The following is an 18,985-nucleotide window of genomic DNA, read 5'->3' as shown; positions in this document are numbered from 1 at the left end:
ATTCCATCTCCTACGTGTCGTATATGAGCGTCAGCGCTGAGCTGCGGCGATCGATTCCCGCGCGGCGGCGGCCACGTTCTCGGGAGTGAAGCCGAACTCGCGGAAGAGGACCTTGCCGTCGGCCGAAGCACCGAAGTGCTCCAGGGAAACGATGCGGCCGGCGTCCCCCACGTACTTGTGCCACGTGAGGCCGATACCGGCCTCCACCGCGACACGAGCCCGGACGGACGGCGGCAGGACGCTGTCCCGGTACCCCTGGTCCTGCTGCTCGAACCACTCCACCGACGGCATGGACACCACACGGGTGGGCACGCCGGCGCCCTGGAGCTGCTCACGCGCCTCGACGGCGACGTGCACCTCCGAGCCGGTGGCGATCAGGATGACCTCGGCGTCGCCGCCCTCGGCGTCGAACAGGACGTAACCGCCCTTGGCGGCGTCCTCGTTGGGCTCGTACGTCGGCACGCCCTGACGGGTCAGCGCCAGACCGTGCGGCTGGCCCTTGCCGAACTCCTTCGTCCAGCGCCCCAGGATCTCGCGCCAGGCGATGGCCGTCTCGTTCGCGTCCGCCGGGCGCACGACGTTCAGGCCCGGGATGGCACGCAGCGACGCCAGGTGCTCGACGGGCTGGTGGGTCGGGCCGTCCTCGCCGAGGCCGATGGAGTCGTGCGTCCACACGTACGTCACCGGCAGGTGCATCAGCGCCGACAGCCGCACCGCGTTGCGCATGTAGTCGGAGAAGACCAGGAAGGTGCCGGCGTAGATCCGGGTGTTGCCGTGCAGCGCGATGCCGTTCATCTCGGCGGCCATCGCGTGCTCGCGGATACCGAAGTGGATCGTGCGGCCGTACGGGTCCGCCTCCGGCAGCGGGTTGTCCGCCGGGAGGAAGGAGCTGGTCTTGTCGATCGTGGTGTTGTTCGAGCCCGCCAGGTCGGCCGAGCCGCCCCACAGCTCGGGGATGACCCCGCCGAGCGCCTGGAGGATCTTGCCGGAGGCGGCACGCGTGGCCACGCCCTTGCCGGCTTCGAAGACCGGGATCTTCTCCTCCCAGCCGGTGGGCAGCTCACCCTTGGCGACGCGGTCGTACTCGGCCGCTCGCTCGGGGTTGTTGTCCCGCCACTGCTGGTACGCCTTCTCCCACACCGCGCGGGCCGCCTGGCCCCGCTCCAGCGCCTTGCGGGTGTGCGTGATGACCTCGTCGGAGACCTCGAAGGACTGCTCCGGGTCGAAGCCCAGCACCCGCTTGGTCGCCGCGACCTCGTCGTCGCCCAGCGCCGAGCCGTGCGCGGCCTCGGTGTTCTGCGCGTTCGGGGCCGGCCAGGCGATGATCGAGCGCATCGCGATGAACGACGGCCGGTCCGTGACGGCCTTGGCCTTCTGGACCGCCTCGAAGATCGCGGCCGGGTCCAGGTCGCCGTTCTCCTGCGGCTCCACCCGCTGCACGTGCCAGCCGTAGGCCTCGTAGCGCTTGGCGGTGTCCTCGGAGACGGCCGTCTCGGTGTCGCCCTCGATCGAGATGTGGTTGTCGTCCCACAGCAGGATCAGGTTGCCCAGCTTCTGGTGGCCGGCCAGCGAGGACGCCTCGGCGGAGATGCCCTCCTGCAGGCAGCCGTCACCGGCGATGCAGTAGACGAAGTGGTCGAACGGCGACTCGCCCTCGGCGGCCTCCGGGTCGAACAGGCCGCGCTCGTAGCGGGCGGCCATCGCCATGCCCACCGCGTTGGCGACACCCTGCCCGAGCGGGCCGGTCGTCGTCTCCACACCGGTCGTGTGCCCGTACTCCGGGTGCCCGGGGGTCTTCGAACCCCAGGTGCGGAAGGACTTCAGATCGTCCAGCTCCAGGCCGAAGCCGGCCAGGTACAGCTGGGTGTAGAGGGTCAGGGACGAGTGGCCGGCGGACAGCACGAAGCGGTCCCGCCCGACCCAGTCGGCGTCCGCCGGGTCGTGCCGCATCACCTTCTGGAAGAGGGTGTAGGCGGCAGGCGCCAGGCTCATCGCCGTACCCGGATGGCCGTTACCGACCTTCTGTACGGCATCGGCGGCCAGGACACGCGCGGTGTCGACGGACCGCTGGTCCAACTCGGTCCACTCGAGGTCTGTGGTGGTCGGCTTGGTGCTCACCCTGGGTCAGGGCTCCTCTCCACATGTCGGATGCCGGTGTATCGGGGCGCCCACCGGCCGCAGTCGAGCCTACCCCCGTGGGACGTGCGTTTTTTCGAGTCACTCCAGAGTGCCGGGGCTGATCCCGGTCCGCCTCCTGACTGGGCCGTACCGCATTCGACAGGTGAATACGGAGCCGCTCATCCGGGTGCTCAATCGAGCTTCGGCGCGCCCTTCGGAAGCCCCCCTCCAACACGAGCCGACCCCCGCGAATGTCCGAGTCTGGGCAACGTCTAAAGTGGCGTGGTACGCGCGAGCCTTTACCGGGACTTCACAGGGACGAGGCTTGCTGGGATGTCTCTGTAGGGGTGTGCGTGACGGCCGTTGAATCCCGTCCAGCGGGGATGCTAGGGGCGGACCAGAGCCCGGCCCACCGGCCGTTCGGGGCCCGTGTCAAGGCGTTCGTGGCTCTCACCAAGCCGCGGATCATCGAGCTGCTGCTGATCACCACGGTGCCGGTGATGTTCCTGGCGCAGCAGGGCGTGCCCGACCTGACGCTGGTGCTGCTGACGTGTCTCGGCGGCTACATGTCCGCGGGCGGCGCCAACGCGCTCAACATGTACATCGACCGCGACATCGACGCGCTGATGGACCGCACCTCACAGCGGCCACTGGTCACCGGCATGGTCAGCCCGCGCGAGTGTCTCGCCTTCGGCATCACCCTGGCGATCACCTCCACCCTGCTCTTCGGCCTGACCGTGAACTGGCTGAGCGCCTGGCTCTCCCTCGGCGCGCTCCTCTTCTACGTGGTCGTCTACACGATGATCCTCAAGCGCCGGACCTCGCAGAACATCGTGTGGGGCGGCATCGCCGGCTGCCTGCCGGTGCTGATCGGCTGGTCCTCGGTCACGAACTCCATGTCGTGGGCGCCGGTCATCCTGTTCCTCGTCATGTTCTTCTGGACGCCGCCGCACTACTGGCCGCTGTCCATGAAGGTCAGGGAGGACTACGCGCGCGTGGGCGTGCCGATGCTGCCGGTGGTCGCCTCCAACAAGGTCGTCGCCAAGCAGATCGTGATCTACAGCTGGGTCATGGTCGCCGTCTCGCTGCTGCTGACCCCGCTCGGCTACACGGGCTGGTTCTACACATCGGTGGCACTGGTCGCGGGCGGCTTCTGGCTCTGGGAGGCGCACGGCCTGCAGAACCGCGCGAAGGCGGAGGTGACGGGCGCGAAGCTGAAGGAGATGCGCCTGTTCCACTGGTCGATCACCTACGTCTCGCTGCTGTTCGTGGCGGTCGCGGTCGACCCGTTCCTGCGCTGACGTACGTCACACCGCCCTGCCCTCGCGGGATGACCTACCCGTGAGTAGCATCCTGGCCATGGCAGACACGCAGCAGGTTGACCCGAAGGCCGAGCGCAAGGTGGCCCGGCTGGCCCAGCAGATCTCCTCCTTCTCCGCGGCCCACGGCGGCGCCGAGGGCCAGGTCGCCTACCTCGGCCAGCGCGGCGCCCGCATCGTCCTGGTCGGCGAGGACGGAAACTGGGGCGACCTGGTCGCCCCCTCCTACGAGATCGCCGAGAAGGCCGTGGAGAAGTCGGGCATCACGACCCACGAGTCCTTCGACGGCGAATTCGCGGCCAAGGTCAAGACGGGGCCCTACGAGTGGTCGCGGATGGCGGGCATCCAGGTGGGCGGCCCGAAGAACGGCTGAGCAACCGGCTTCTGGTTCCTGGGGGCGCGGGGAACTGCGCGAGCAACCACACAAGGCCCGGACCGCGACCTCGAACCCGGTGCACCCGTTAGGACCCTTGAGAACCACAGGGTCCACACCGGGAGGCCCGGATGATCGAAACGCCGTCACTGGTGGACCAGTACTGCCACGGAGTACTCCGCAAGGAGCTGGGCCTCGGCACCTTCGAGGCCCAGCTCAGCCACACCGAGGGCCCACCCGCCCCCGGCACCACCCTCTTCGACACCCAGACCGGCTTCGCCGTGCGGCGCTGGTGCCCGCCCCTGCTGGGCCTCGAACCGCACTGCACGCCCGCCCGCTACCTGGCCCGCCGCCGGGAGCTGGGCGTCCTGGAGTCCGGCCGCCGGCTCCTGCGCGGCAGCGGCATCACCATGTACCTGGTCGACACCGGCCTTCCCGGCGATCTGACGGATCCCGGCGAGCTGGCCTGTGCCGGAGCCGCCGAGGCCCGCGAGATCGTGCGCCTGGAACTCCTCGCCGAGCAGGTCGCCGACACCTCCGGAACCGTCGAGTCCTTCCTCGCCAACCTCGCCGAGTCGGTGCACGCGGCCGCCGCGAACGCCGTCGCCTTCACCTCGGTCGCGGGCGTACGGCACGGCCTCGCGCTCGTGCCGGAACCGCCCGGGCCGGGGGAGGTGCGCGGGGCGGCCGGCCGCTGGCTCGCCGGGCGCGGGGTCGGCGGGGAGCTGAGCGACCCGGTGCTGCTGCGGCATCTGCTGTGGAGCGCGGTCGCCTCGGGTCTGCCGCTCCAGCTGCACGCGGGGCTGGGCGCGCCGGGGCTGCGGACCGACCGTACGGACCCGGTGCTGCTGACGGACTTCGCGCGGGCCACGGCCGGGCTCGGCACGGACCTGGTCCTGCTGCACGGCTACCCGTACCACCGGAACGCGGCCCATCTCGCCGCCGTCTTCCCGCACGTCCACGTCGACTGCGGCGCCGCCCTGGTCCGCACGGGCGCCCGGGCCGCGACCGTCCTCGCCGAGGTCCTGGAGCTGGCGCCCTTCGGCAAGCTCCTCTTCTCCACCGGCGCGCAGGGCCTGCCCGAGCTGCACCTCGTGGGCGCCCGCCTGTTCCGCGAGGCCCTGGGACGCGTGCTCGGCACCTGGGTCGCCGACGGGGCGTGGTCCCTGGCCGACGCCCAGCGGGTGGCGGGCATGCTGGCGTCGGGAAACGCCCACAGGGTGTACGGGCTCGGTTAGGCCTTGGTCAGGGCGGCCTCGGTGGCGGGCCCGGGCAGATCCGCGCCGGCCTCGGACCGCTCGCGCAGCGACAGCACCACCCGCAGCACCCAGATCCACATCACGGCCGAGCCCAGCATGTGCAGGCCGACCAGGACCTCGGGCAGGTCCGTGAAGTACTGGACGTAACCGATGACGCCCTGCGCGAGCAGGATCAGGAACAGCTCACGGGTCCGGGCCAGCGGGTTCTTCGGCGCGTCGACCGCCTTGAGGACGAACCACAGGGCGAACGTCAGCGTCACTACGATCCACGCCAGCACGGCGTGCAGCTTGCTGACCGTCTCCCAGTCGACCGGCATCCGCTCGACCTCACTGGAGTCGCCCGCGTGCGGGCCCGCGCCCGTGACGACGGTTCCGACCAGGATGAGCGCAGCGGCCGCCGCGGTCAGGAACCACACCAGCTGCCGCACGGCCTTGCCGACCAGCGGACGCGGCGCCGCGTCACCCTCACGGGTGCGCTGCCACATCACCGTGGCCACCGCGATGAGCGCGGACGTCGCCACGAAGTGGGCAGCGACCGTGTACGGGTTGAGACCGACCAGCACCACGATGCCACCCAGCACCGCGTTGCTCATCACGATCCAGAACTGCACCCAGCCCAGCAGGACCAGGCCGCGGCGGTACGGCTTCTGCGAGCGCGCGGCGATGATCGCCCACCCGACGGCGGCGCACAGCACGTACGTCAGCATGCGGTTGCCGAACTCGATGGCGCCGTGGAAGCCCATCGCGCTGGTGGTGGTGAGCGAGTCGTCGGTGCACTTGGGCCAGGTCGGGCAGCCCAGGCCCGAGCCGGTCAGCCGTACGGCGCCTCCGGTGACGACGATGAGCACCGCCATCAGGAGCGCGGAGAGGGCCGCACGCCGGACCGTCCGGGGTTCCGGGGTCCAGCGCGCGGCGATGAAGGCGAGCGGGTTGCGCAGGGCGGCCTGAGCGTCGGCGCGGGTCACGTTTGGCACGCGAACCATCGTAGGCCGCCGCTTGTGCACGCTTTCACGAGGGTCCCTCACAGGGCACCTCCTCTACTCCCAGCGGAAGAACTTCCCGGCCGCCGCCAGCCCCGCGACCGCCCAGACGGCCAGGATCCCCAGATCGCCCCAGGGCATCCCGGCGCCGTGCTGGAGCACGTCCCGCAGTCCGTCGGACAGGGCCGAGATCGGCAGCAGACCGAGCACGTCCTGGGCGCCGGAGGGGAACTTGTCGAGCGGCACGATGACCCCGCCGCCGACGAGCAGCAGCAGGAACACCAGGTTGGCCGCGGCCAGTGTGGCCTCGGCCTTCAGCGTCCCGGCCATCAGCAGCCCGAGGCCCGAGAAGGCCGCCGTGCCGAGGACCAGGAGCAGCAGCACGGCGGCCGGGTCGCCCTGCGGTGACCAGCCGAGCGCGAAGGCGATCACGGTGAGCAGGATCACCTGGAGCACCTCGGTGACCAGGACCGAGAGCGTCTTCGCCGTCATCAGGCCCCAGCGGGGCAGGGGCGAGGAGGCCAGCCGCTTCAGCACGCCGTAGCGGCGCTCGAAGCCGGTCGCGATGGCCTGGCCGGTGAACGCCGTCGACATCACCGCGAGCGCGAGGACGCCCGGGGTGAGGAAGTCGACGGTCTCGCCGGCGCCCGTGTCGATGATGTCCACGGTGCTGAACAGCACCAGGAGCAGGGCCGGGATGACGACGGTCAGCAGCAGCTGCTCGCCGTTGCGCAGCAGCATCTTCGTTTCGAGCAGGGCCTGGGCCGCGATCATGCGGGGGAGGGGCGCCGCGCCGGGCTGCGGCGTGTACGTCCCGGTGCCGGTGGCGGTCATGAGCGCAGCTCCTTGCCGGTGAGCTCCAGGAAGACGTCCTCCAGGGTGTGCCGCTCGACCGAGATCTTCTCCGGCATCACGCCGTGCTGGGCGCACCAGGAGGTGACCGTCGCGAGCAGCTGTGGGTCGACCTTGCCGACGACCCGGTAGGAACCCGGCGTCAGCTCGGCGGCCGAGCAGTCGGCGGGCAGGGCCTTCAGCAGCGAGCCCACGTCCAGGCCCGGCCGCCCCGAGAAGCGGAGCGTGTTCTCAGCACCGCCCCGGCACAGCTCCTCCGGGGAGCCCTGGGCGATGACCCGGCCCGCGTCGATGATCGCCACGTCGTCGGCGAGCTGCTCGGCCTCGTCCATGTAGTGCGTGGTGAGGATCACGGAGACGCCGTCGGCGCGCAGGTCCCGGACGAGGTCCCAGGTGGCGCGGCGGGCCTGCGGGTCGAGCCCGGCGGTCGGCTCGTCGAGGAAGACCAGCTCCGGGCGTCCCACCACGGCCATGGCCAGCGCGAGCCGCTGCTGCTGCCCGCCCGACAGCCGCCGGTACGTCGTACGGCCGCAGGAGCCGAGGCCCAGGCGCTCGGTCAGCGCGTCCACGTCCAGGGGGTGCGCGTGCAGCATGGCCACGTGGCGGAGCATCTCGTCGGCCCGGGAGCCGGAGTAGACGCCGCCGGACTGGAGCATCACGCCGATGCGGGGCCGCAGGTCCGCGGACTGTCTCACCGGGTCGAGGCCCAGGACGCGCACCGTGCCGGAGTCCGGCTTCCGGTACCCCTCGCAGGTCTCGACCGTGGTCGTCTTGCCCGCCCCGTTGGGGCCGAGCACGGCGGTCACACCCGTCCGGGCCACCAGGTCGAGCCCGTCCACCGCGGTCTTCGTGCCGTACCGCTTCACCAGGGCCTGGACCTGGACCACGGGCTCACTTCGCATGGGTCCAGAGTCTAGGGACGCGCGCGGGGGCCCGGACCGGCGGGTGCGGCTACCCCTCCTCGCGCGGCCGGTGCACCGCGAGCCACCGTTCGGCGTAGTCCACCGCGTCCTTCACCGGGAACAGCCGCGCCTCGGCGGCCCCGACCTTGCCGCGCACCACGGGACGGTCCCGCTCGAAGTCGTAGCCCAGCTCGTCGAAACGGTCCGAGCTGATGGACACCTCGGTGACGGTCTCCCAGCCCTGCGGACCGGGCCGGCCCACGGCGACGCGCGGGGACGGGATCCGGTACTCGGCGAGGTGGAAACTCGTGCAGGAGGCGTAGCCGGCGCCGAGCAGCAGCACCCGGGCGCCCATCGCCTCCAGTTTCGCCAGCGGGCTCCGCTCGCCGAGCCGGCAGGCGGGTGCGTGCCCGTCGAGCACGTCCGCCGCACGCGGGCCGAGCGCGGCGAACGAGGTCTGCGGATGCGCGCTGCGCAGTGCGCCGGGCCAGTTCCGCACGGTCTCCGGGACGACGCCGACCCCACGGGCGGGCGTGATCCGGGGGTCGTAGGCGGGCATGGTGGCCCGGATGGCCGCCCACCATTGCGGGGGTACGGGCGGGTTGCTCCACAGGGCCGGATCGGACAGGTCGCCGGTCTGGGTGGGGACCACTAGCGTGCCCTGTGGGCCGAGGGCGTCGAGCAGTCCCCGCACCACCGTGACGGCACCGCCGTTCACCCAGCCGAGGGCGCTGAGCGAGGAGTGCACGAGGAGGGTCTCACCGGGCTGTACACCGAGCTCGGTGAGCTGTGTCCGGAGCGTCTCGCGGGTGACAAGAGGGCCGGTCGGAGGGGGTGTGGGCATGGTTCCGGAGTGTCCCCGAAGCGGCTGCCGCATGCTACCTCTTTGATCGATCAGAGATCGTTTCCGCAGGTCAGATTAGGTTTGCCTAAGTGATGCAGGGCACCCCGGGTCCGGCGCACGCGGCTTGCCGGGTCCGGAGGAATTACGCAACAATGGCGTTGTGAAAAACGTCGGCGAGGCACCTCACGAGGAGCTGGCGACCGGGGAGCGGTCCACCCGCAACCGGGTCGCGCGGTCCATCCTGGACCACGGCCCCTCGACCGTCGCCGTACTCGCCGAGCGGCTGGGCCTCACCCAGGCGGCCGTGCGCCGGCACCTCGACGCCCTGACGGGCGACGGTGTCGTGGAGGCGCGCGAGCAGCGGGTGTACGGCGCGCGGACCCGCGGCCGGCCGGCCAAGGTGTTCGCCCTGACGGACTGCGGCCGGGACGCCTTCGACCAGTCCTACGACACGCTCGCGGCGGACGCCCTGCGCTGGATCGCCGACCGCGAGGGCGGCAACGAGGCGATCGCCGCGTTCGCCCGCGCCAGGATCGCCGCACAGGCGGGCGCCTACCGCCGGGCGGTCGAGGCCGCCCCGCCGGAGAAGCGGACCGAAGCACTGGCCAAGGCCCTGAGTACCGACGGGTACGCTGCTACGGCGCGCAGCGCGCCCCACCCTCAGCAGGGTGAGCAGCTCTGCCAGCACCACTGCCCGGTCGCCCACGTCGCCGAGCAGTTCCCGCAACTGTGCGAGGCGGAGACGGAATTTTTCGCCGAGCTGCTCGGTACGCACGTACAGCGGCTCGCCACCATCGCGCACGGCGACGGCGTCTGCACGACGTTCATCCCCAAGATTTCCCACAACGCATCTGCAAGCACGGCCGGGAGGAACCCCGCATGACTCTCCCCACGGAGACTGCCCACCCCGAGCTCGAGGGCCTGGGCAAGTACGAGTACGGCTGGGCCGACTCCGACACGGCCGGCGCCTCTGCCAAGCGCGGCATCAACGAGGACGTCGTCCGGGACATCTCCTCCAAGAAGAACGAGCCGGAGTGGATGACCAAGCTCCGCCTCAAGGGCCTGCGCCTGTTCGAGAAGAAGCCCATGCCCAACTGGGGCTCGGACCTCTCGGGCATCGACTTCGACAACATCAAGTACTTCGTGCGCTCCACGGAGAAGCAGGCGGAGTCCTGGGAGGACCTGCCCGAGGACATCAAGAACACGTACGACAAGCTCGGCATCCCCGAGGCGGAGAAGCAGCGCCTCGTCGCCGGTGTCGCCGCACAGTACGAGTCGGAGGTCGTCTACCACCAGATCCGCGAGGACCTGGAGGAGCAGGGCGTCATCTTCCTCGACACCGACACCGCGCTGAAGGAGCACCCGGAGCTCTTCAAGGAGTACTTCGGGACGGTCATCCCCGTCGGCGACAACAAGTTCGCGTCGCTGAACTCCGCCGTGTGGTCGGGGGGCTCCTTCATCTACGTGCCGCCGGGCGTGCACGTGGAGATCCCGCTCCAGGCCTACTTCCGCATCAACACGGAGAACATGGGCCAGTTCGAGCGGACCCTGATCATCGTCGACGAGGGTGCCTACGTGCACTACGTCGAGGGCTGCACCGCCCCGATCTACAAGTCGGACTCGCTGCACTCCGCGGTCGTCGAGATCATCGTCAAGAAGAACGCCCGCTGCCGTTACACGACCATCCAGAACTGGTCGAACAACGTCTACAACCTGGTCACCAAGCGCGCCGTCGCCTACGAGGGCGCGACCATGGAGTGGATCGACGGCAACATCGGCTCCAAGGTGACGATGAAGTACCCGGCCGTCTACCTGATGGGCGAGCACGCCAAGGGCGAGACCCTCTCCATCGCCTTCGCGGGCGAGGGGCAGCACCAGGACGCCGGCTCCAAGATGGTCCACATGGCACCGAACACCTCCTCCAACATCGTCTCCAAGTCGGTGGCGCGCGGTGGCGGCCGTACCTCGTACCGTGGCCTGGTCGAGATCGGTGAAGGCGCCCACGGCTCCAAGTCGAACGTGCTGTGCGACGCGCTGCTCGTCGACACCATCTCCCGCTCAGACACCTACCCCTACGTGGACGTCCGCGAGGACGACGTGTCCATGGGCCACGAGGCGACCGTCTCCAAGGTCTCCGAGGACCAGCTCTTCTACCTGATGAGCCGCGGCCTGAGCGAGTTCGAGGCCATGGCGATGATCGTGCGCGGCTTCGTCGAGCCCATCGCCAAGGAGCTCCCCATGGAGTACGCGCTGGAGCTCAACCGGCTGATCGAGCTGCAGATGGAAGGCGCGGTCGGCTGACCGCCCCCTCGACAGCAGAAGTCCCACTCCCGAAAGAGAGCACTACGACAGCCATGGCTGAGGCCCAGAACTCCCCCACTCTCGGCTCCGCTCGAGCGGGGGGACCCCCACCCGTGGGATCCACGACCGCGGGCTCGATCGCGGTCGCCGCGGAGTCGACCGTCGCCACGCGCATGAGCGCGCCGCCGTCCTTCGACGTGGCGGACTTCCCCGTCCCGCACGGCCGCGAGGAGGAGTGGCGGTTCACCCCGCTGGAGCGCCTGCGCGGCCTGCACGACGGCACCGCCGTCGCCACCGGCAACGGCGTGAAGATCGACGTGCAGGCACCCGAGGGCGTCACCGTCGAGGCCGTCGGCCGCGACGACGCGCGGCTCGGCAAGGCCGGCACCCCGGCGGACCGCGTCGCCGCCCAGGCCTACTCGGCGTTCGAGAAGGCCGGGGTCGTGACCGTCCCCAAGGAGACCGTCCTCACCGAGCCCATCCGCATCGCGGTGCACGGCGAGGGCGGCACCGCCTTCGGCCACCAGGTGATCGAGCTGGGCGCCTTCGCCGAGGCCGTCGTGGTCATCGACCACACCGGTGACGCGGTGCTCGCCGCCAACGTCGACTACCTCCTGGGCGACGGCGCCAAGCTCACCGTCGTCTCCGTCCAGGACTGGGACGACAAGGCCGTCCACGTCGCCCAGCACAACGCGCTCGTCGGCCGCGACGCCTCCTTCAAGTCGGTCGTCGTCACCTTCGGCGGCGACCTCGTCCGACTGCACCCGCGCGTGCAGTACGCCGGCCCGGGCGGCGAGGCCGAGCTGTTCGGCCTGTACCTGACCGACCAGGGCCAGCACCAGGAGCACCGCCTCCTGGTCGACCACAACGTCCCGCACTGCAAGTCGAACGTCGTCTACAAGGGCGCGCTCCAGGGCGACGACGCGCACGCGGTGTGGATCGGCGACGTGCTCATCGAGGCCAAGGCCGAGGGCACGGACACGTACGAGATGAACCGCAACCTGGTCCTCACGGACGGGGCGCGGGTGGACTCCGTACCGAACCTCGAGATCGAGACCGGCGAGATCGTCGGCGCCGGCCACGCCTCGGCGACCGGCCGCTTCGACGACGAGCAGCTCTTCTACCTCATGGCCCGCGGCATCCCGGAGCAGGAGGCCCGCCGACTGGTGGTCCGCGGCTTCTTCGCCGAGCTGGTCCAGCAGATCGGGCTCCCCGACATCGAGGAGCGACTGATCGCCAAGATCGAGGAGGAGCTGGAGGCGGCGGACGCATGACCTTCGTACGCGCCTGCGGGCTCGGTGAGCTGGAGGAGGACACCCCGAAGCGGGTGGAACTCGACGGCACGCCCGTGTCCATCGTGCAGACCGAGGGCGAGGTGTTCGCGATCCACGACATCTGCTCGCACGCGAACGTCTCCCTGTCGGAGGGCGAGGTCGACGACTGCCACATCGAGTGCTGGCTGCACGGCTCGCGCTTCGACCTCCGTTCCGGCAAGCCCGACGCCCTCCCGGCGACGCGCCCCGTCCCCGTTTACCCCGTACAGATCGATGGGGACGACGTGCTCGTCTCCCTCACCCAGGAGTCCTGAGGCATCCATGGCAACGCTTGAAATCCGAGACCTGCACGTCACCGTCGAGGCCGACAACGCCACGAAGGAGATCCTCAAGGGCGTCGACCTCACCGTGAAGCAGGGCGAGACGCACGCCATCATGGGCCCCAACGGCTCCGGCAAGTCGACCCTCGCCTACTCCCTCGCGGGTCACCCGAAGTACACGATCACCGGCGGCACCGTCACCCTCGACGGCGAGGACGTCCTGGAGATGTCCGTCGACGAGCGCGCCCGCGCCGGACTGTTCCTCGCGATGCAGTACCCGGTCGAGGTGCCGGGTGTCTCCGTGTCGAACTTCCTGCGCACCTCCGCCACCGCCGTCCGCGGCGAGGCCCCCAAGCTGCGCACCTGGGTGAAGGAGGTCAAGGAGGCCATGCAGCGCCTCAACATCGACCCCTCCTTCGCCGAGCGCAACGTCAACGAGGGCTTCTCCGGCGGTGAGAAGAAGCGCCACGAGATCCTCCAGCTGGAGCTGCTCAAGCCGAAGGTCGCGGTCCTCGACGAGACCGACTCCGGGCTGGACGTCGACGCCCTGCGCGTCGTGTCGGAGGGCGTGAACCGCGTCCGCGAGACGGGCGAGGTCGGCACCCTGCTGATCACGCACTACACGCGTATCCTCCGCTACATCAAGCCCGACTACGTGCACGTCTTCTCCGGCGGCCGGATCGTCGAGTCCGGCGGCGCCGAGCTCGCCGACAAGCTGGAGAACGAGGGCTACGAGGCGTACGCGAAGCACGACGGAGTCGACACGAAGGGCGGCGCATCCGCGTGACATTGCTGCCGGGCCTCCTCGACACCGAGGCGATCCGCAAGGACTTCCCGATCCTGGACCGCCAGGTCCACGACGGCCGGAAGCTCGTGTACCTGGACAACGCGGCGACGAGCCAGAAGCCGCGCCAGGTGCTGGACGCCCTGAGCGAGTACTACGAGCGCTACAACGCCAACGTCCACCGCGGTGTGCATGTGCTCGCCGAGGAGGCCACGGCGCTGTACGAAGGCGCGCGCGACAAGGTCGCCGCGTTCGTCAACGCGCCGAGCCGCGACGAGGTGATCTTCACCAAGAACGCCTCCGAGTCGCTCAACCTCGTCGCGAACATGCTGGGCTGGGCCGACGAGCCCTACCGCGTGGACGCCGAGACCGAGATCGTCATCACCGAGATGGAGCACCACTCCAACATCGTGCCGTGGCAGCTGCTCGCGCAGCGCACCGGAGCGAAGCTGAAGTGGTTCGGCCTGACCGACGACGGCCGTCTCGACCTGTCGAACATCGACGAGGTCATCACGGAGAAGACGAAGATCGTCTCCTTCGTGCTGGTCTCCAACATCCTCGGCACCCAGAACCCCGTCGAGGCGATCGTGCGCCGCGCCCAGGAGGTCGGTGCGCTGGTGTGCATCGACGCCTCCCAGGCCGCGCCGCACATGCCGCTGGACGTGCAGGCCCTGCAGGCCGACTTCGTGGCCTTCACCGGTCACAAGATGTGCGGCCCGACCGGCATCGGCGTCCTCTGGGGCCGCCAGGAGCTGCTGGAGGACCTGCCACCGTTCCTCGGCGGCGGCGAGATGATCGAGACGGTGTCGATGCACTCCTCGACGTACGCCCCGGCGCCCCACAAGTTCGAGGCGGGCACGCCCCCGATCGCCCAGGCGGTCGGCCTCGGCGCGGCGATCGACTACCTCGACTCGATCGGCATGGACAAGATCCTCGCCCACGAGCACGCGCTCACCGAGTACGCGGTCAAGCGGCTGCTGGACGTCCCCGACCTGCGGATCATCGGCCCGACCACGGCCGAGGAGCGCGGCGCGGCGATCAGCTTCACCCTCGGGGACATCCACCCGCACGACGTGGGCCAGGTCCTCGACGAGCAGGGCATCGCGGTCCGGGTCGGACACCACTGCGCGCGGCCGGTCTGCCTGCGGTACGGAATTCCTGCGACCACGCGAGCGTCGTTCTATCTGTACTCCACGCCGGCCGAGATCGACGCACTGGTCGACGGCCTGGAGCACGTACGGAACTTCTTCGGCTGAGGGGCGTGCTAGACGGTGAAACTGGACTCCATGTACCAGGAAGTCATCCTGGACCACTACAAGAACCCGCACGGGCGGGGCTTGCGGGATGGCGACGCCGAGGTGCACCACGTCAACCCGACGTGCGGTGACGAGATCACACTGCGCGTGAAGTACGACGGCACCACGATCGAGGACGTCTCGTACGAGGGCCAGGGCTGTTCGATCAGCCAGGCGAGCGCGTCCGTACTGAACGACCTCCTCGTCGGCAAGGACCTCTCCGACGCGCGGAAGATCCAGGAGACCTTCCTGGAGCTGATGCAGTCCAAGGGGAAGCTCGAACCCGACGACGCGATGGAGGAGATCCTGGAGGACGCGGTCGCGTTCGCCGGGGTGTCCAAGTACCCGGCCCGGGTGAAGTGCGCCCTGCTGAGCTGGATGGCCTGGAAGGACGCGACGGCCCAGGTGCTGGGCGGAGCCGACGCCGAGAAGGAGACGACGGCATGAGCGAGACCGTTGAGATGAAGCCGGCCTCGGAGGAAGAGGTCCGTGAGGCGCTGTACGACGTGGTCGACCCCGAGCTGGGCATCGATGTCGTCAACCTCGGCCTGATCTACGGCATCCACATCGACGACGCGAACATCGCGACGCTCGACATGACCCTGACCTCGGCGGCCTGTCCGCTGACGGACGTCATCGAGGACCAGGCGAAGTCCGCCACGGACGGCCTCGTGAACGAGCTGCGCATCAACTGGGTCTGGATGCCGCCGTGGGGTCCCGACAAGATCACGGACGACGGGCGTGAGCAGCTGCGTGCTCTCGGGTTCAACGTCTGAGGGTCCACTGACATGCGTGAGGGCGGCACCCTTTCCGGGTGCCGCCCTCACGCATGTTCAGTCCAGGCCGGACACGATCTCGAACGACGCGTCCGCGTAGTACTGGTGACTGTTCTCGAAGGGGTCCAGGCGGAGCTGGAAGTTGCGGTGGCGCAGGAAACGGCCCGGGTAGTTGACCGACTCCAGCGTGAGCGTTCCCGAGCGGGACCAGACGCGCGGGCAGAACGTGGCGTCCTGGCGGAAGAGGGACGAGCCGTCGTTCCTGTTGGCGACCAGGACGAAGCTGCGGTGGCGGAGGTAGCGGCCGTCCGCGGTGGTGAAGGAGTAGCAGGAGGAGTCGGAGAGGCCGGCCACGCGCTGGAAGGTGGCGTCCTCGCGCTGTTCGGAGCCTGATCCGACCTGGTCGAGGCGCACATAACCGTCGCGCACCCGCCAGTAGCGGTCGGACCAGTTGACCGCGCGTATGGATATGCCGGAGGAGGACGGGGGCTTCGGGCTCTTCGAGGGAGCCGGGGACGCCGTCGGCGGCTTCGGGGTCTTCTTCCGGGGCGTCGGACTCGGAGCGGCGGTGGGAGCGCTGCCGGTCGGGGTGGGGGTCGGGTGGGCGCGGTCCGCGCCGGCCTTCTCGGCGCCGCCCTCGGACGGGGTCGCGAAGGAGATCAGGCCGCCCGGGGCCGAACTGCCGAGGGTGGTCGGCTCGGCCGCCCGGTTCTCCTGCTCGCCGGCCTCCCGGTCCATCACGGTGATGGCCGTGACGCACGCGGTGATCGTGGCCAGGGCCAGCGTGCCCGCCAGCCAGAGCCGTCGGGTGCCCGGTGCCCGGGTGGTGTCCGGGGCCCAGCCGCTCTCCCAGGGGCGGTCCTGCGGCGGCCGGGACTTCTGTTCTGACATGCGCTGTTCCTCCGGCGGGGCACCCTTGACGGCGGCGCAGTTGTGGGGGCCCGGTGTGTGATCGGTGGACACCGTAGTTGACTGGTGGGGCGCCTGTGGCGCATTTGGTGAGAGCGGTTTCTCACCGATACCCGGACCGCCGTTGCGTACGGTCGTACAGATGCTGTGTACGCTCGTACACATGGGTTATCTGCTGCTGGCCGGGGCCATAGCCGCCGAAGTGGGCGCTACCACCGCCATGAAGTACAGCGACGGGTTCAGCAGGCTCGGCCCCTCGCTGCTCACCCTCGCCGGTTACGTCCTCTCCTTCGGGCTGCTCGCGCAGACCCTGAAGACCGTGTCGGTCGGCACGGCCTACGCGATCTGGGCCGGGGCCGGCACCGCCGCCATCGCCACGATCGGGATCCTCTTCCTGGGCGAGGGCATGACCGTCGCCAAGGCCGCCGGGATCGCCCTGATCATCGTCGGGGTCGTGGTGCTGAACCTGGGAGGTGCGCACTGATGCCCCGGCGCCATGACCCCGAGCGGCGGCAGCGGATCATCGACGCGGCGATCCGGGTCGTCGGCTCCAAGGGCATCGCCGGACTGAGCCACCGCAGCGTCGCCGCCGAGGCGGACGTGCCGCTCGGCTCCACGACGTACCACTTCCGGACCCTCGACGAGCTGCTGGTCGCCGCGCTGCGGCAGACCAACGAGGGCTTCGCCAAGGTGATCGCATCGAGCGGCGGCCTGGAGGATCCCCGCGCCGATCTGGCCACCGAACTCGCCGGGTGGATCGGCGAGTGGCTCTCCGGCGACCGCACGGGTGTGGAGCTGGAGTGCGAGCTGTACCTGGCCGCCCTGCGCCGGCCCGCCCTGCGGCCCGTCGCCGCCGAGTGGGCCGAGGGGGTCGCCGAGCTGCTGTCCCTGCGAACGGACCCCGTCACCGCGCGCGCACTGGTGGCGGTCGTCGACGGCCTCTGCCTGCAGGTGCTGCTGACGGGGGTGCCGTACGACGAGGAGTACGCACGGGAACTGCTGGGGCGGGTGCTCGCCGGGGCGGCCGGATGAGGCCGGTGGTTTCAGCGGGTCGGCCGCGCGGTTGGACAGGTGGGGAGTGTTGGGAGGAGTGGTCGTCGCGGCCGGGCGGGGGAGCGGGTCGGCCGGGCAGTTGAGCAGGTGCGGCGTGTTGGGAGGAGCGGTTGTCAGAGAGTCGTCCGTGCCCGGTGTCCGTGCTGCTGAGGGGCGTCTTCGGGGGGCGGATACCGCCCGTCCCGTGAGATGGCCCCGTACGGGTTCGCATCCATCGGCGTCCGCCGGTTAGGTTGCCCTCATGACCGACACGACTGCTCCTCGCACGACCGGCGCCGTGGCCGCCGGCCTCGCCACGATCGCCGCCGACGGCACCGTTCTCGACACCTGGTTCCCCGCGCCCGAGCTGGCCGAGCAGCCCGGCCCGTCCGGCACCGAGCGGCTGTCCGCCGAGCGCGCCGCGGAGCTGCTCGGCGGTGGCGCGACCGCGGCGATCGGCCCGGACGCCCGCCGGGGCGTCGAGGTGGTCGCGGTCCGCACGGTCATCGCCTCGCTCGACGAGAAGCCGATCGACGCGCACGACACCTATCTGCGTCTGCACCTGCTCTCCCACCGCCTGGTCAAGCCGCACGGCCAGAGCCTGGACGGCATCTTCGGCTTCCTCGCCAACGTCGCCTGGACCTCGCTCGGCCCTGTCGCCGTCGACGACCTCGAGAAGGTGCGGCTCAACGCCCGCGCCGAGGGCCTGCACCTCCAGGTCACCTCCGTCGACAAGTTCCCGCGCATGACGGACTACGTGGCCCCCAAGGGCGTCCGGATCGCCGACGCCGACCGGGTCCGCCTCGGCGCCCACCTCGCCGAGGGCACCACCGTCATGCACGAGGGCTTCGTCAACTTCAACGCCGGCACGCTCGGCACCTCGATGGTCGAGGGCCGCATCTCCGCCGGTGTCGTGATCGGCGACGGCTCGGACATCGGCGGCGGCGCCTCCACGATGGGCACCCTCTCCGGCGGCGGCAATGTCATCATCGCCGTCGGCGAGCGCTGCCTGATCGGCGCCGAGGCGGGCGTCGGCATCGCCCTGGGCGACGAGTGCGTCGTCGAGGCCGGTCTCTACGTCACCGCGGGCACCCGTGTCACCATGCCCGACGGGCAGATCATCAAGGCCCGCGAACTGTCCGGCGCCTCCAACATCCTCTTCCGCCGCAACTCGGTCACCGGCACGGTCGAGGCCCGGCCGAACAACGCGGTCTGGGGCGGTCTGAACGAGATCCTCCACAGCCACAACTGACGGTCCCGCGCCGATCCCGTACGGATGACCCGGCGTGACCTCGCGGTGCTTTTGGCAGATGAACGGGTGGACGCAGTGTCCGATCAGACGCCGAACCGACGAAACGAGGACCGGGGCATGAGGAACGAGCGGGGGCGGGCCGTGGGGCGCAGGCTGGCCGGGGTGGCCGCGGTGCTGGCGGTGTGCTGGCTGCCGGCGGGCGCCGCGCACGCCGACGAGACCAACACGGACTCCCACAACGGCCACCGGGTCGGTCTGATCAACGTCAACGTCGGTCAGATCGACGATCCGGCGGAGGACGTGCTGGAGCACACGCTGCTGTTCGGTGACGGGTACGCCTGGAACTGAGCCGGCAGAGGACATGGGACGGCCCGCACCGCAGTCACCTGCGGTGC

The 18,985-nt window shown here is 70.2% G+C and carries 21 protein-coding genes; 15 read left to right on the top strand and 6 right to left on the bottom strand.

Going from position 1 to position 18,985, the window contains the following annotated elements:
- Window positions 1-30: 30 nt before the first annotated feature.
- Window positions 31-2,118, bottom strand: coding sequence for a transketolase (gene tkt / locus ACFY9S_RS13720; protein WP_391127037.1), 2,088 nt, complete (start codon window positions 2,116-2,118; stop codon window positions 31-33).
- A gap of 383 nt (window positions 2,119-2,501) precedes the next feature.
- Between tkt and ACFY9S_RS13715 the strand changes: the two genes are divergently transcribed.
- The 3 genes from ACFY9S_RS13715 (at window position 2,502) to ACFY9S_RS13705 (ending at window position 5,048) form a co-directional block, all read left to right on the top strand.
- Window positions 2,502-3,419: a heme o synthase gene (locus tag ACFY9S_RS13715; RefSeq protein WP_180989379.1), complete on the top strand. Its 918-nt coding sequence runs from the start codon at window positions 2,502-2,504 to the stop codon at window positions 3,417-3,419.
- A gap of 58 nt (window positions 3,420-3,477) precedes the next feature.
- Complete coding sequence (locus ACFY9S_RS13710) at window positions 3,478-3,810, top strand: hypothetical protein (RefSeq protein WP_102907488.1); 333 nt, start codon at window positions 3,478-3,480, stop codon at window positions 3,808-3,810.
- 131 nt (window positions 3,811-3,941) lie between these two features.
- The gene (locus ACFY9S_RS13705; RefSeq protein ID WP_391127034.1) at window positions 3,942-5,048 is read left to right on the top strand and encodes an amidohydrolase family protein; all 1,107 of its coding nucleotides are present in this window, start codon (window positions 3,942-3,944) and stop codon (window positions 5,046-5,048) included.
- Here ACFY9S_RS13705 and ACFY9S_RS13700 read toward each other — a convergent pair.
- Genes ACFY9S_RS13700 through ACFY9S_RS13685 form a run of 4 tightly spaced genes read right to left on the bottom strand, consistent with a single transcriptional unit; the run spans window position 5,045 to window position 8,647 of the window.
- Window positions 5,045-6,052 carry a COX15/CtaA family protein gene (locus ACFY9S_RS13700; protein WP_391127031.1) on the bottom strand — a complete coding sequence of 336 codons (1,008 nt, stop codon included), beginning with the start codon at window positions 6,050-6,052 and terminating at the stop codon, window positions 5,045-5,047. The two genes, ACFY9S_RS13705 and ACFY9S_RS13700, sit on opposite strands and share 4 nt — an antisense overlap.
- 54 nt (window positions 6,053-6,106) lie before the next feature.
- On the bottom strand, window positions 6,107-6,883 hold the full coding sequence (locus tag ACFY9S_RS13695) for an ABC transporter permease (RefSeq protein WP_391127028.1): 777 nt from the start codon (window positions 6,881-6,883) through the stop codon (window positions 6,107-6,109).
- Window positions 6,880-7,803 (bottom strand): ABC transporter ATP-binding protein, encoded by a 924-nt coding sequence (locus ACFY9S_RS13690; protein ID WP_102911757.1) that lies wholly within the window; start codon window positions 7,801-7,803, stop codon window positions 6,880-6,882. The genes ACFY9S_RS13695 and ACFY9S_RS13690 overlap by 4 nt, the downstream gene beginning before the upstream one ends.
- A gap of 49 nt (window positions 7,804-7,852) precedes the next feature.
- A complete protein-coding gene (locus ACFY9S_RS13685; protein ID WP_391127024.1) occupies window positions 7,853-8,647 on the bottom strand; it encodes an AAC(3) family N-acetyltransferase in 795 nt (264 codons plus the stop codon).
- A 160-nt stretch (window positions 8,648-8,807) separates the two neighbouring features.
- On the opposite strand from ACFY9S_RS13685, the gene ACFY9S_RS13680 reads away from it, so the two are divergent.
- The 8 genes from ACFY9S_RS13680 to ACFY9S_RS13645 are packed head-to-tail and all read left to right on the top strand — an operon-like array spanning window position 8,808 to window position 15,397.
- A complete protein-coding gene (locus ACFY9S_RS13680) occupies window positions 8,808-9,530 on the top strand; it encodes a metalloregulator ArsR/SmtB family transcription factor (protein ID WP_102911755.1) in 723 nt (240 codons plus the stop codon).
- Window positions 9,527-10,948 (top strand): Fe-S cluster assembly protein SufB, encoded by a 1,422-nt coding sequence (sufB, locus tag ACFY9S_RS13675; protein ID WP_062926168.1) that lies wholly within the window; start codon window positions 9,527-9,529, stop codon window positions 10,946-10,948. The genes ACFY9S_RS13680 and sufB overlap by 4 nt, the downstream gene beginning before the upstream one ends.
- Before the next feature lie 53 nt (window positions 10,949-11,001).
- Window positions 11,002-12,222 (top strand): Fe-S cluster assembly protein SufD, encoded by a 1,221-nt coding sequence (gene sufD / locus ACFY9S_RS13670; protein ID WP_391127020.1) that lies wholly within the window; start codon window positions 11,002-11,004, stop codon window positions 12,220-12,222.
- On the top strand, window positions 12,219-12,536 hold the full coding sequence (locus tag ACFY9S_RS13665) for a non-heme iron oxygenase ferredoxin subunit (RefSeq protein ID WP_033310791.1): 318 nt from the start codon (window positions 12,219-12,221) through the stop codon (window positions 12,534-12,536). Before sufD ends, ACFY9S_RS13665 begins: the two co-directional genes overlap by 4 nt.
- 7 nt (window positions 12,537-12,543) lie before the next feature.
- The gene (gene sufC, locus ACFY9S_RS13660; protein WP_391127018.1) at window positions 12,544-13,329 is read left to right on the top strand and encodes a Fe-S cluster assembly ATPase SufC; all 786 of its coding nucleotides are present in this window, start codon (window positions 12,544-12,546) and stop codon (window positions 13,327-13,329) included.
- A complete protein-coding gene (locus ACFY9S_RS13655; protein ID WP_391127015.1) occupies window positions 13,326-14,582 on the top strand; it encodes a SufS family cysteine desulfurase in 1,257 nt (418 codons plus the stop codon). Before sufC ends, ACFY9S_RS13655 begins: the two co-directional genes overlap by 4 nt.
- Before the next feature lie 15 nt (window positions 14,583-14,597).
- Complete coding sequence (gene sufU / locus ACFY9S_RS13650) at window positions 14,598-15,068, top strand: Fe-S cluster assembly sulfur transfer protein SufU (RefSeq protein WP_030852662.1); 471 nt, start codon at window positions 14,598-14,600, stop codon at window positions 15,066-15,068.
- Window positions 15,065-15,397: a metal-sulfur cluster assembly factor gene (locus ACFY9S_RS13645; protein WP_102911749.1), complete on the top strand. Its 333-nt coding sequence runs from the start codon at window positions 15,065-15,067 to the stop codon at window positions 15,395-15,397. Before sufU ends, ACFY9S_RS13645 begins: the two co-directional genes overlap by 4 nt.
- A 57-nt stretch (window positions 15,398-15,454) precedes the next feature.
- On the opposite strand, the gene ACFY9S_RS13640 is transcribed toward ACFY9S_RS13645, so the two are convergent.
- Entirely contained in the window at window positions 15,455-16,288 is an 834-nt protein-coding gene (locus ACFY9S_RS13640) for an AbfB domain-containing protein (protein ID WP_391127011.1), read from the bottom strand.
- A 181-nt stretch (window positions 16,289-16,469) separates the two neighbouring features.
- Here ACFY9S_RS13640 and ACFY9S_RS13635 point away from each other — a divergent pair, with 181 nt between their 5' ends.
- The 4 genes from ACFY9S_RS13635 (at window position 16,470) to ACFY9S_RS13620 (ending at window position 18,938) form a co-directional block, all read left to right on the top strand.
- Entirely contained in the window at window positions 16,470-16,790 is a 321-nt protein-coding gene (locus tag ACFY9S_RS13635) for a multidrug efflux SMR transporter (RefSeq protein WP_102913486.1), read from the top strand.
- Window positions 16,790-17,338 carry a TetR family transcriptional regulator gene (locus ACFY9S_RS13630; protein ID WP_391127008.1) on the top strand — a complete coding sequence of 183 codons (549 nt, stop codon included), beginning with the start codon at window positions 16,790-16,792 and terminating at the stop codon, window positions 17,336-17,338. Before ACFY9S_RS13635 ends, ACFY9S_RS13630 begins: the two co-directional genes overlap by 1 nt.
- A gap of 262 nt (window positions 17,339-17,600) precedes the next feature.
- Window positions 17,601-18,590: a 2,3,4,5-tetrahydropyridine-2,6-dicarboxylate N-succinyltransferase gene (gene dapD, locus ACFY9S_RS13625; protein ID WP_391127005.1), complete on the top strand. Its 990-nt coding sequence runs from the start codon at window positions 17,601-17,603 to the stop codon at window positions 18,588-18,590.
- Between the two features lie 117 nt (window positions 18,591-18,707).
- The gene (locus ACFY9S_RS13620; RefSeq protein ID WP_391127004.1) at window positions 18,708-18,938 is read left to right on the top strand and encodes a hypothetical protein; all 231 of its coding nucleotides are present in this window, start codon (window positions 18,708-18,710) and stop codon (window positions 18,936-18,938) included.
- Window positions 18,939-18,985: the final 47 nt, after the last annotated feature.

Source organism: Streptomyces sp. NPDC012474 (genome assembly GCF_042955185.1).
In the GTDB taxonomy this organism is placed as follows: Bacteria; Actinomycetota; Actinomycetes; order Streptomycetales; family Streptomycetaceae; genus Streptomyces; species Streptomyces cahuitamycinicus.
This window is presented reverse-complemented; position numbering and strand designations above follow the sequence as displayed.

Bases quoted from the DNA above. Each gene is read 5' to 3' on its own strand.
- ACFY9S_RS13715 (WP_180989379.1), top strand. From the start codon at position 2,502: ATGCTAGGGGCGGACCAGAGCCCGGCCCACCGGCCGTTCGGGGCCCGT.
- ACFY9S_RS13710 (WP_102907488.1), top strand. From the start codon at position 3,478: ATGGCAGACACGCAGCAGGTTGACCCGAAGGCCGAGCGCAAGGTGGCC.
- ACFY9S_RS13705 (WP_391127034.1), top strand. From the start codon at position 3,942: ATGATCGAAACGCCGTCACTGGTGGACCAGTACTGCCACGGAGTACTC.
- ACFY9S_RS13700 (WP_391127031.1), bottom strand. From the start codon at position 6,052: ATGGTTCGCGTGCCAAACGTGACCCGCGCCGACGCTCAGGCCGCCCTG.
- ACFY9S_RS13695 (WP_391127028.1), bottom strand. From the start codon at position 6,883: ATGACCGCCACCGGCACCGGGACGTACACGCCGCAGCCCGGCGCGGCG.
- ACFY9S_RS13690 (WP_102911757.1), bottom strand. From the start codon at position 7,803: ATGCGAAGTGAGCCCGTGGTCCAGGTCCAGGCCCTGGTGAAGCGGTAC.
- ACFY9S_RS13685 (WP_391127024.1), bottom strand. From the start codon at position 8,647: ATGCCCACACCCCCTCCGACCGGCCCTCTTGTCACCCGCGAGACGCTC.
- sufB (WP_062926168.1), top strand. From the start codon at position 9,527: ATGACTCTCCCCACGGAGACTGCCCACCCCGAGCTCGAGGGCCTGGGC.
- sufD (WP_391127020.1), top strand. From the start codon at position 11,002: ATGGCTGAGGCCCAGAACTCCCCCACTCTCGGCTCCGCTCGAGCGGGG.
- ACFY9S_RS13665 (WP_033310791.1), top strand. From the start codon at position 12,219: ATGACCTTCGTACGCGCCTGCGGGCTCGGTGAGCTGGAGGAGGACACC.
- sufC (WP_391127018.1), top strand. From the start codon at position 12,544: ATGGCAACGCTTGAAATCCGAGACCTGCACGTCACCGTCGAGGCCGAC.
- ACFY9S_RS13645 (WP_102911749.1), top strand. From the start codon at position 15,065: ATGAGCGAGACCGTTGAGATGAAGCCGGCCTCGGAGGAAGAGGTCCGT.
- ACFY9S_RS13640 (WP_391127011.1), bottom strand. From the start codon at position 16,288: ATGTCAGAACAGAAGTCCCGGCCGCCGCAGGACCGCCCCTGGGAGAGC.
- ACFY9S_RS13635 (WP_102913486.1), top strand. From the start codon at position 16,470: ATGGGTTATCTGCTGCTGGCCGGGGCCATAGCCGCCGAAGTGGGCGCT.
- ACFY9S_RS13630 (WP_391127008.1), top strand. From the start codon at position 16,790: ATGCCCCGGCGCCATGACCCCGAGCGGCGGCAGCGGATCATCGACGCG.
- dapD (WP_391127005.1), top strand. From the start codon at position 17,601: ATGACCGACACGACTGCTCCTCGCACGACCGGCGCCGTGGCCGCCGGC.
- ACFY9S_RS13620 (WP_391127004.1), top strand. From the start codon at position 18,708: ATGAGGAACGAGCGGGGGCGGGCCGTGGGGCGCAGGCTGGCCGGGGTG.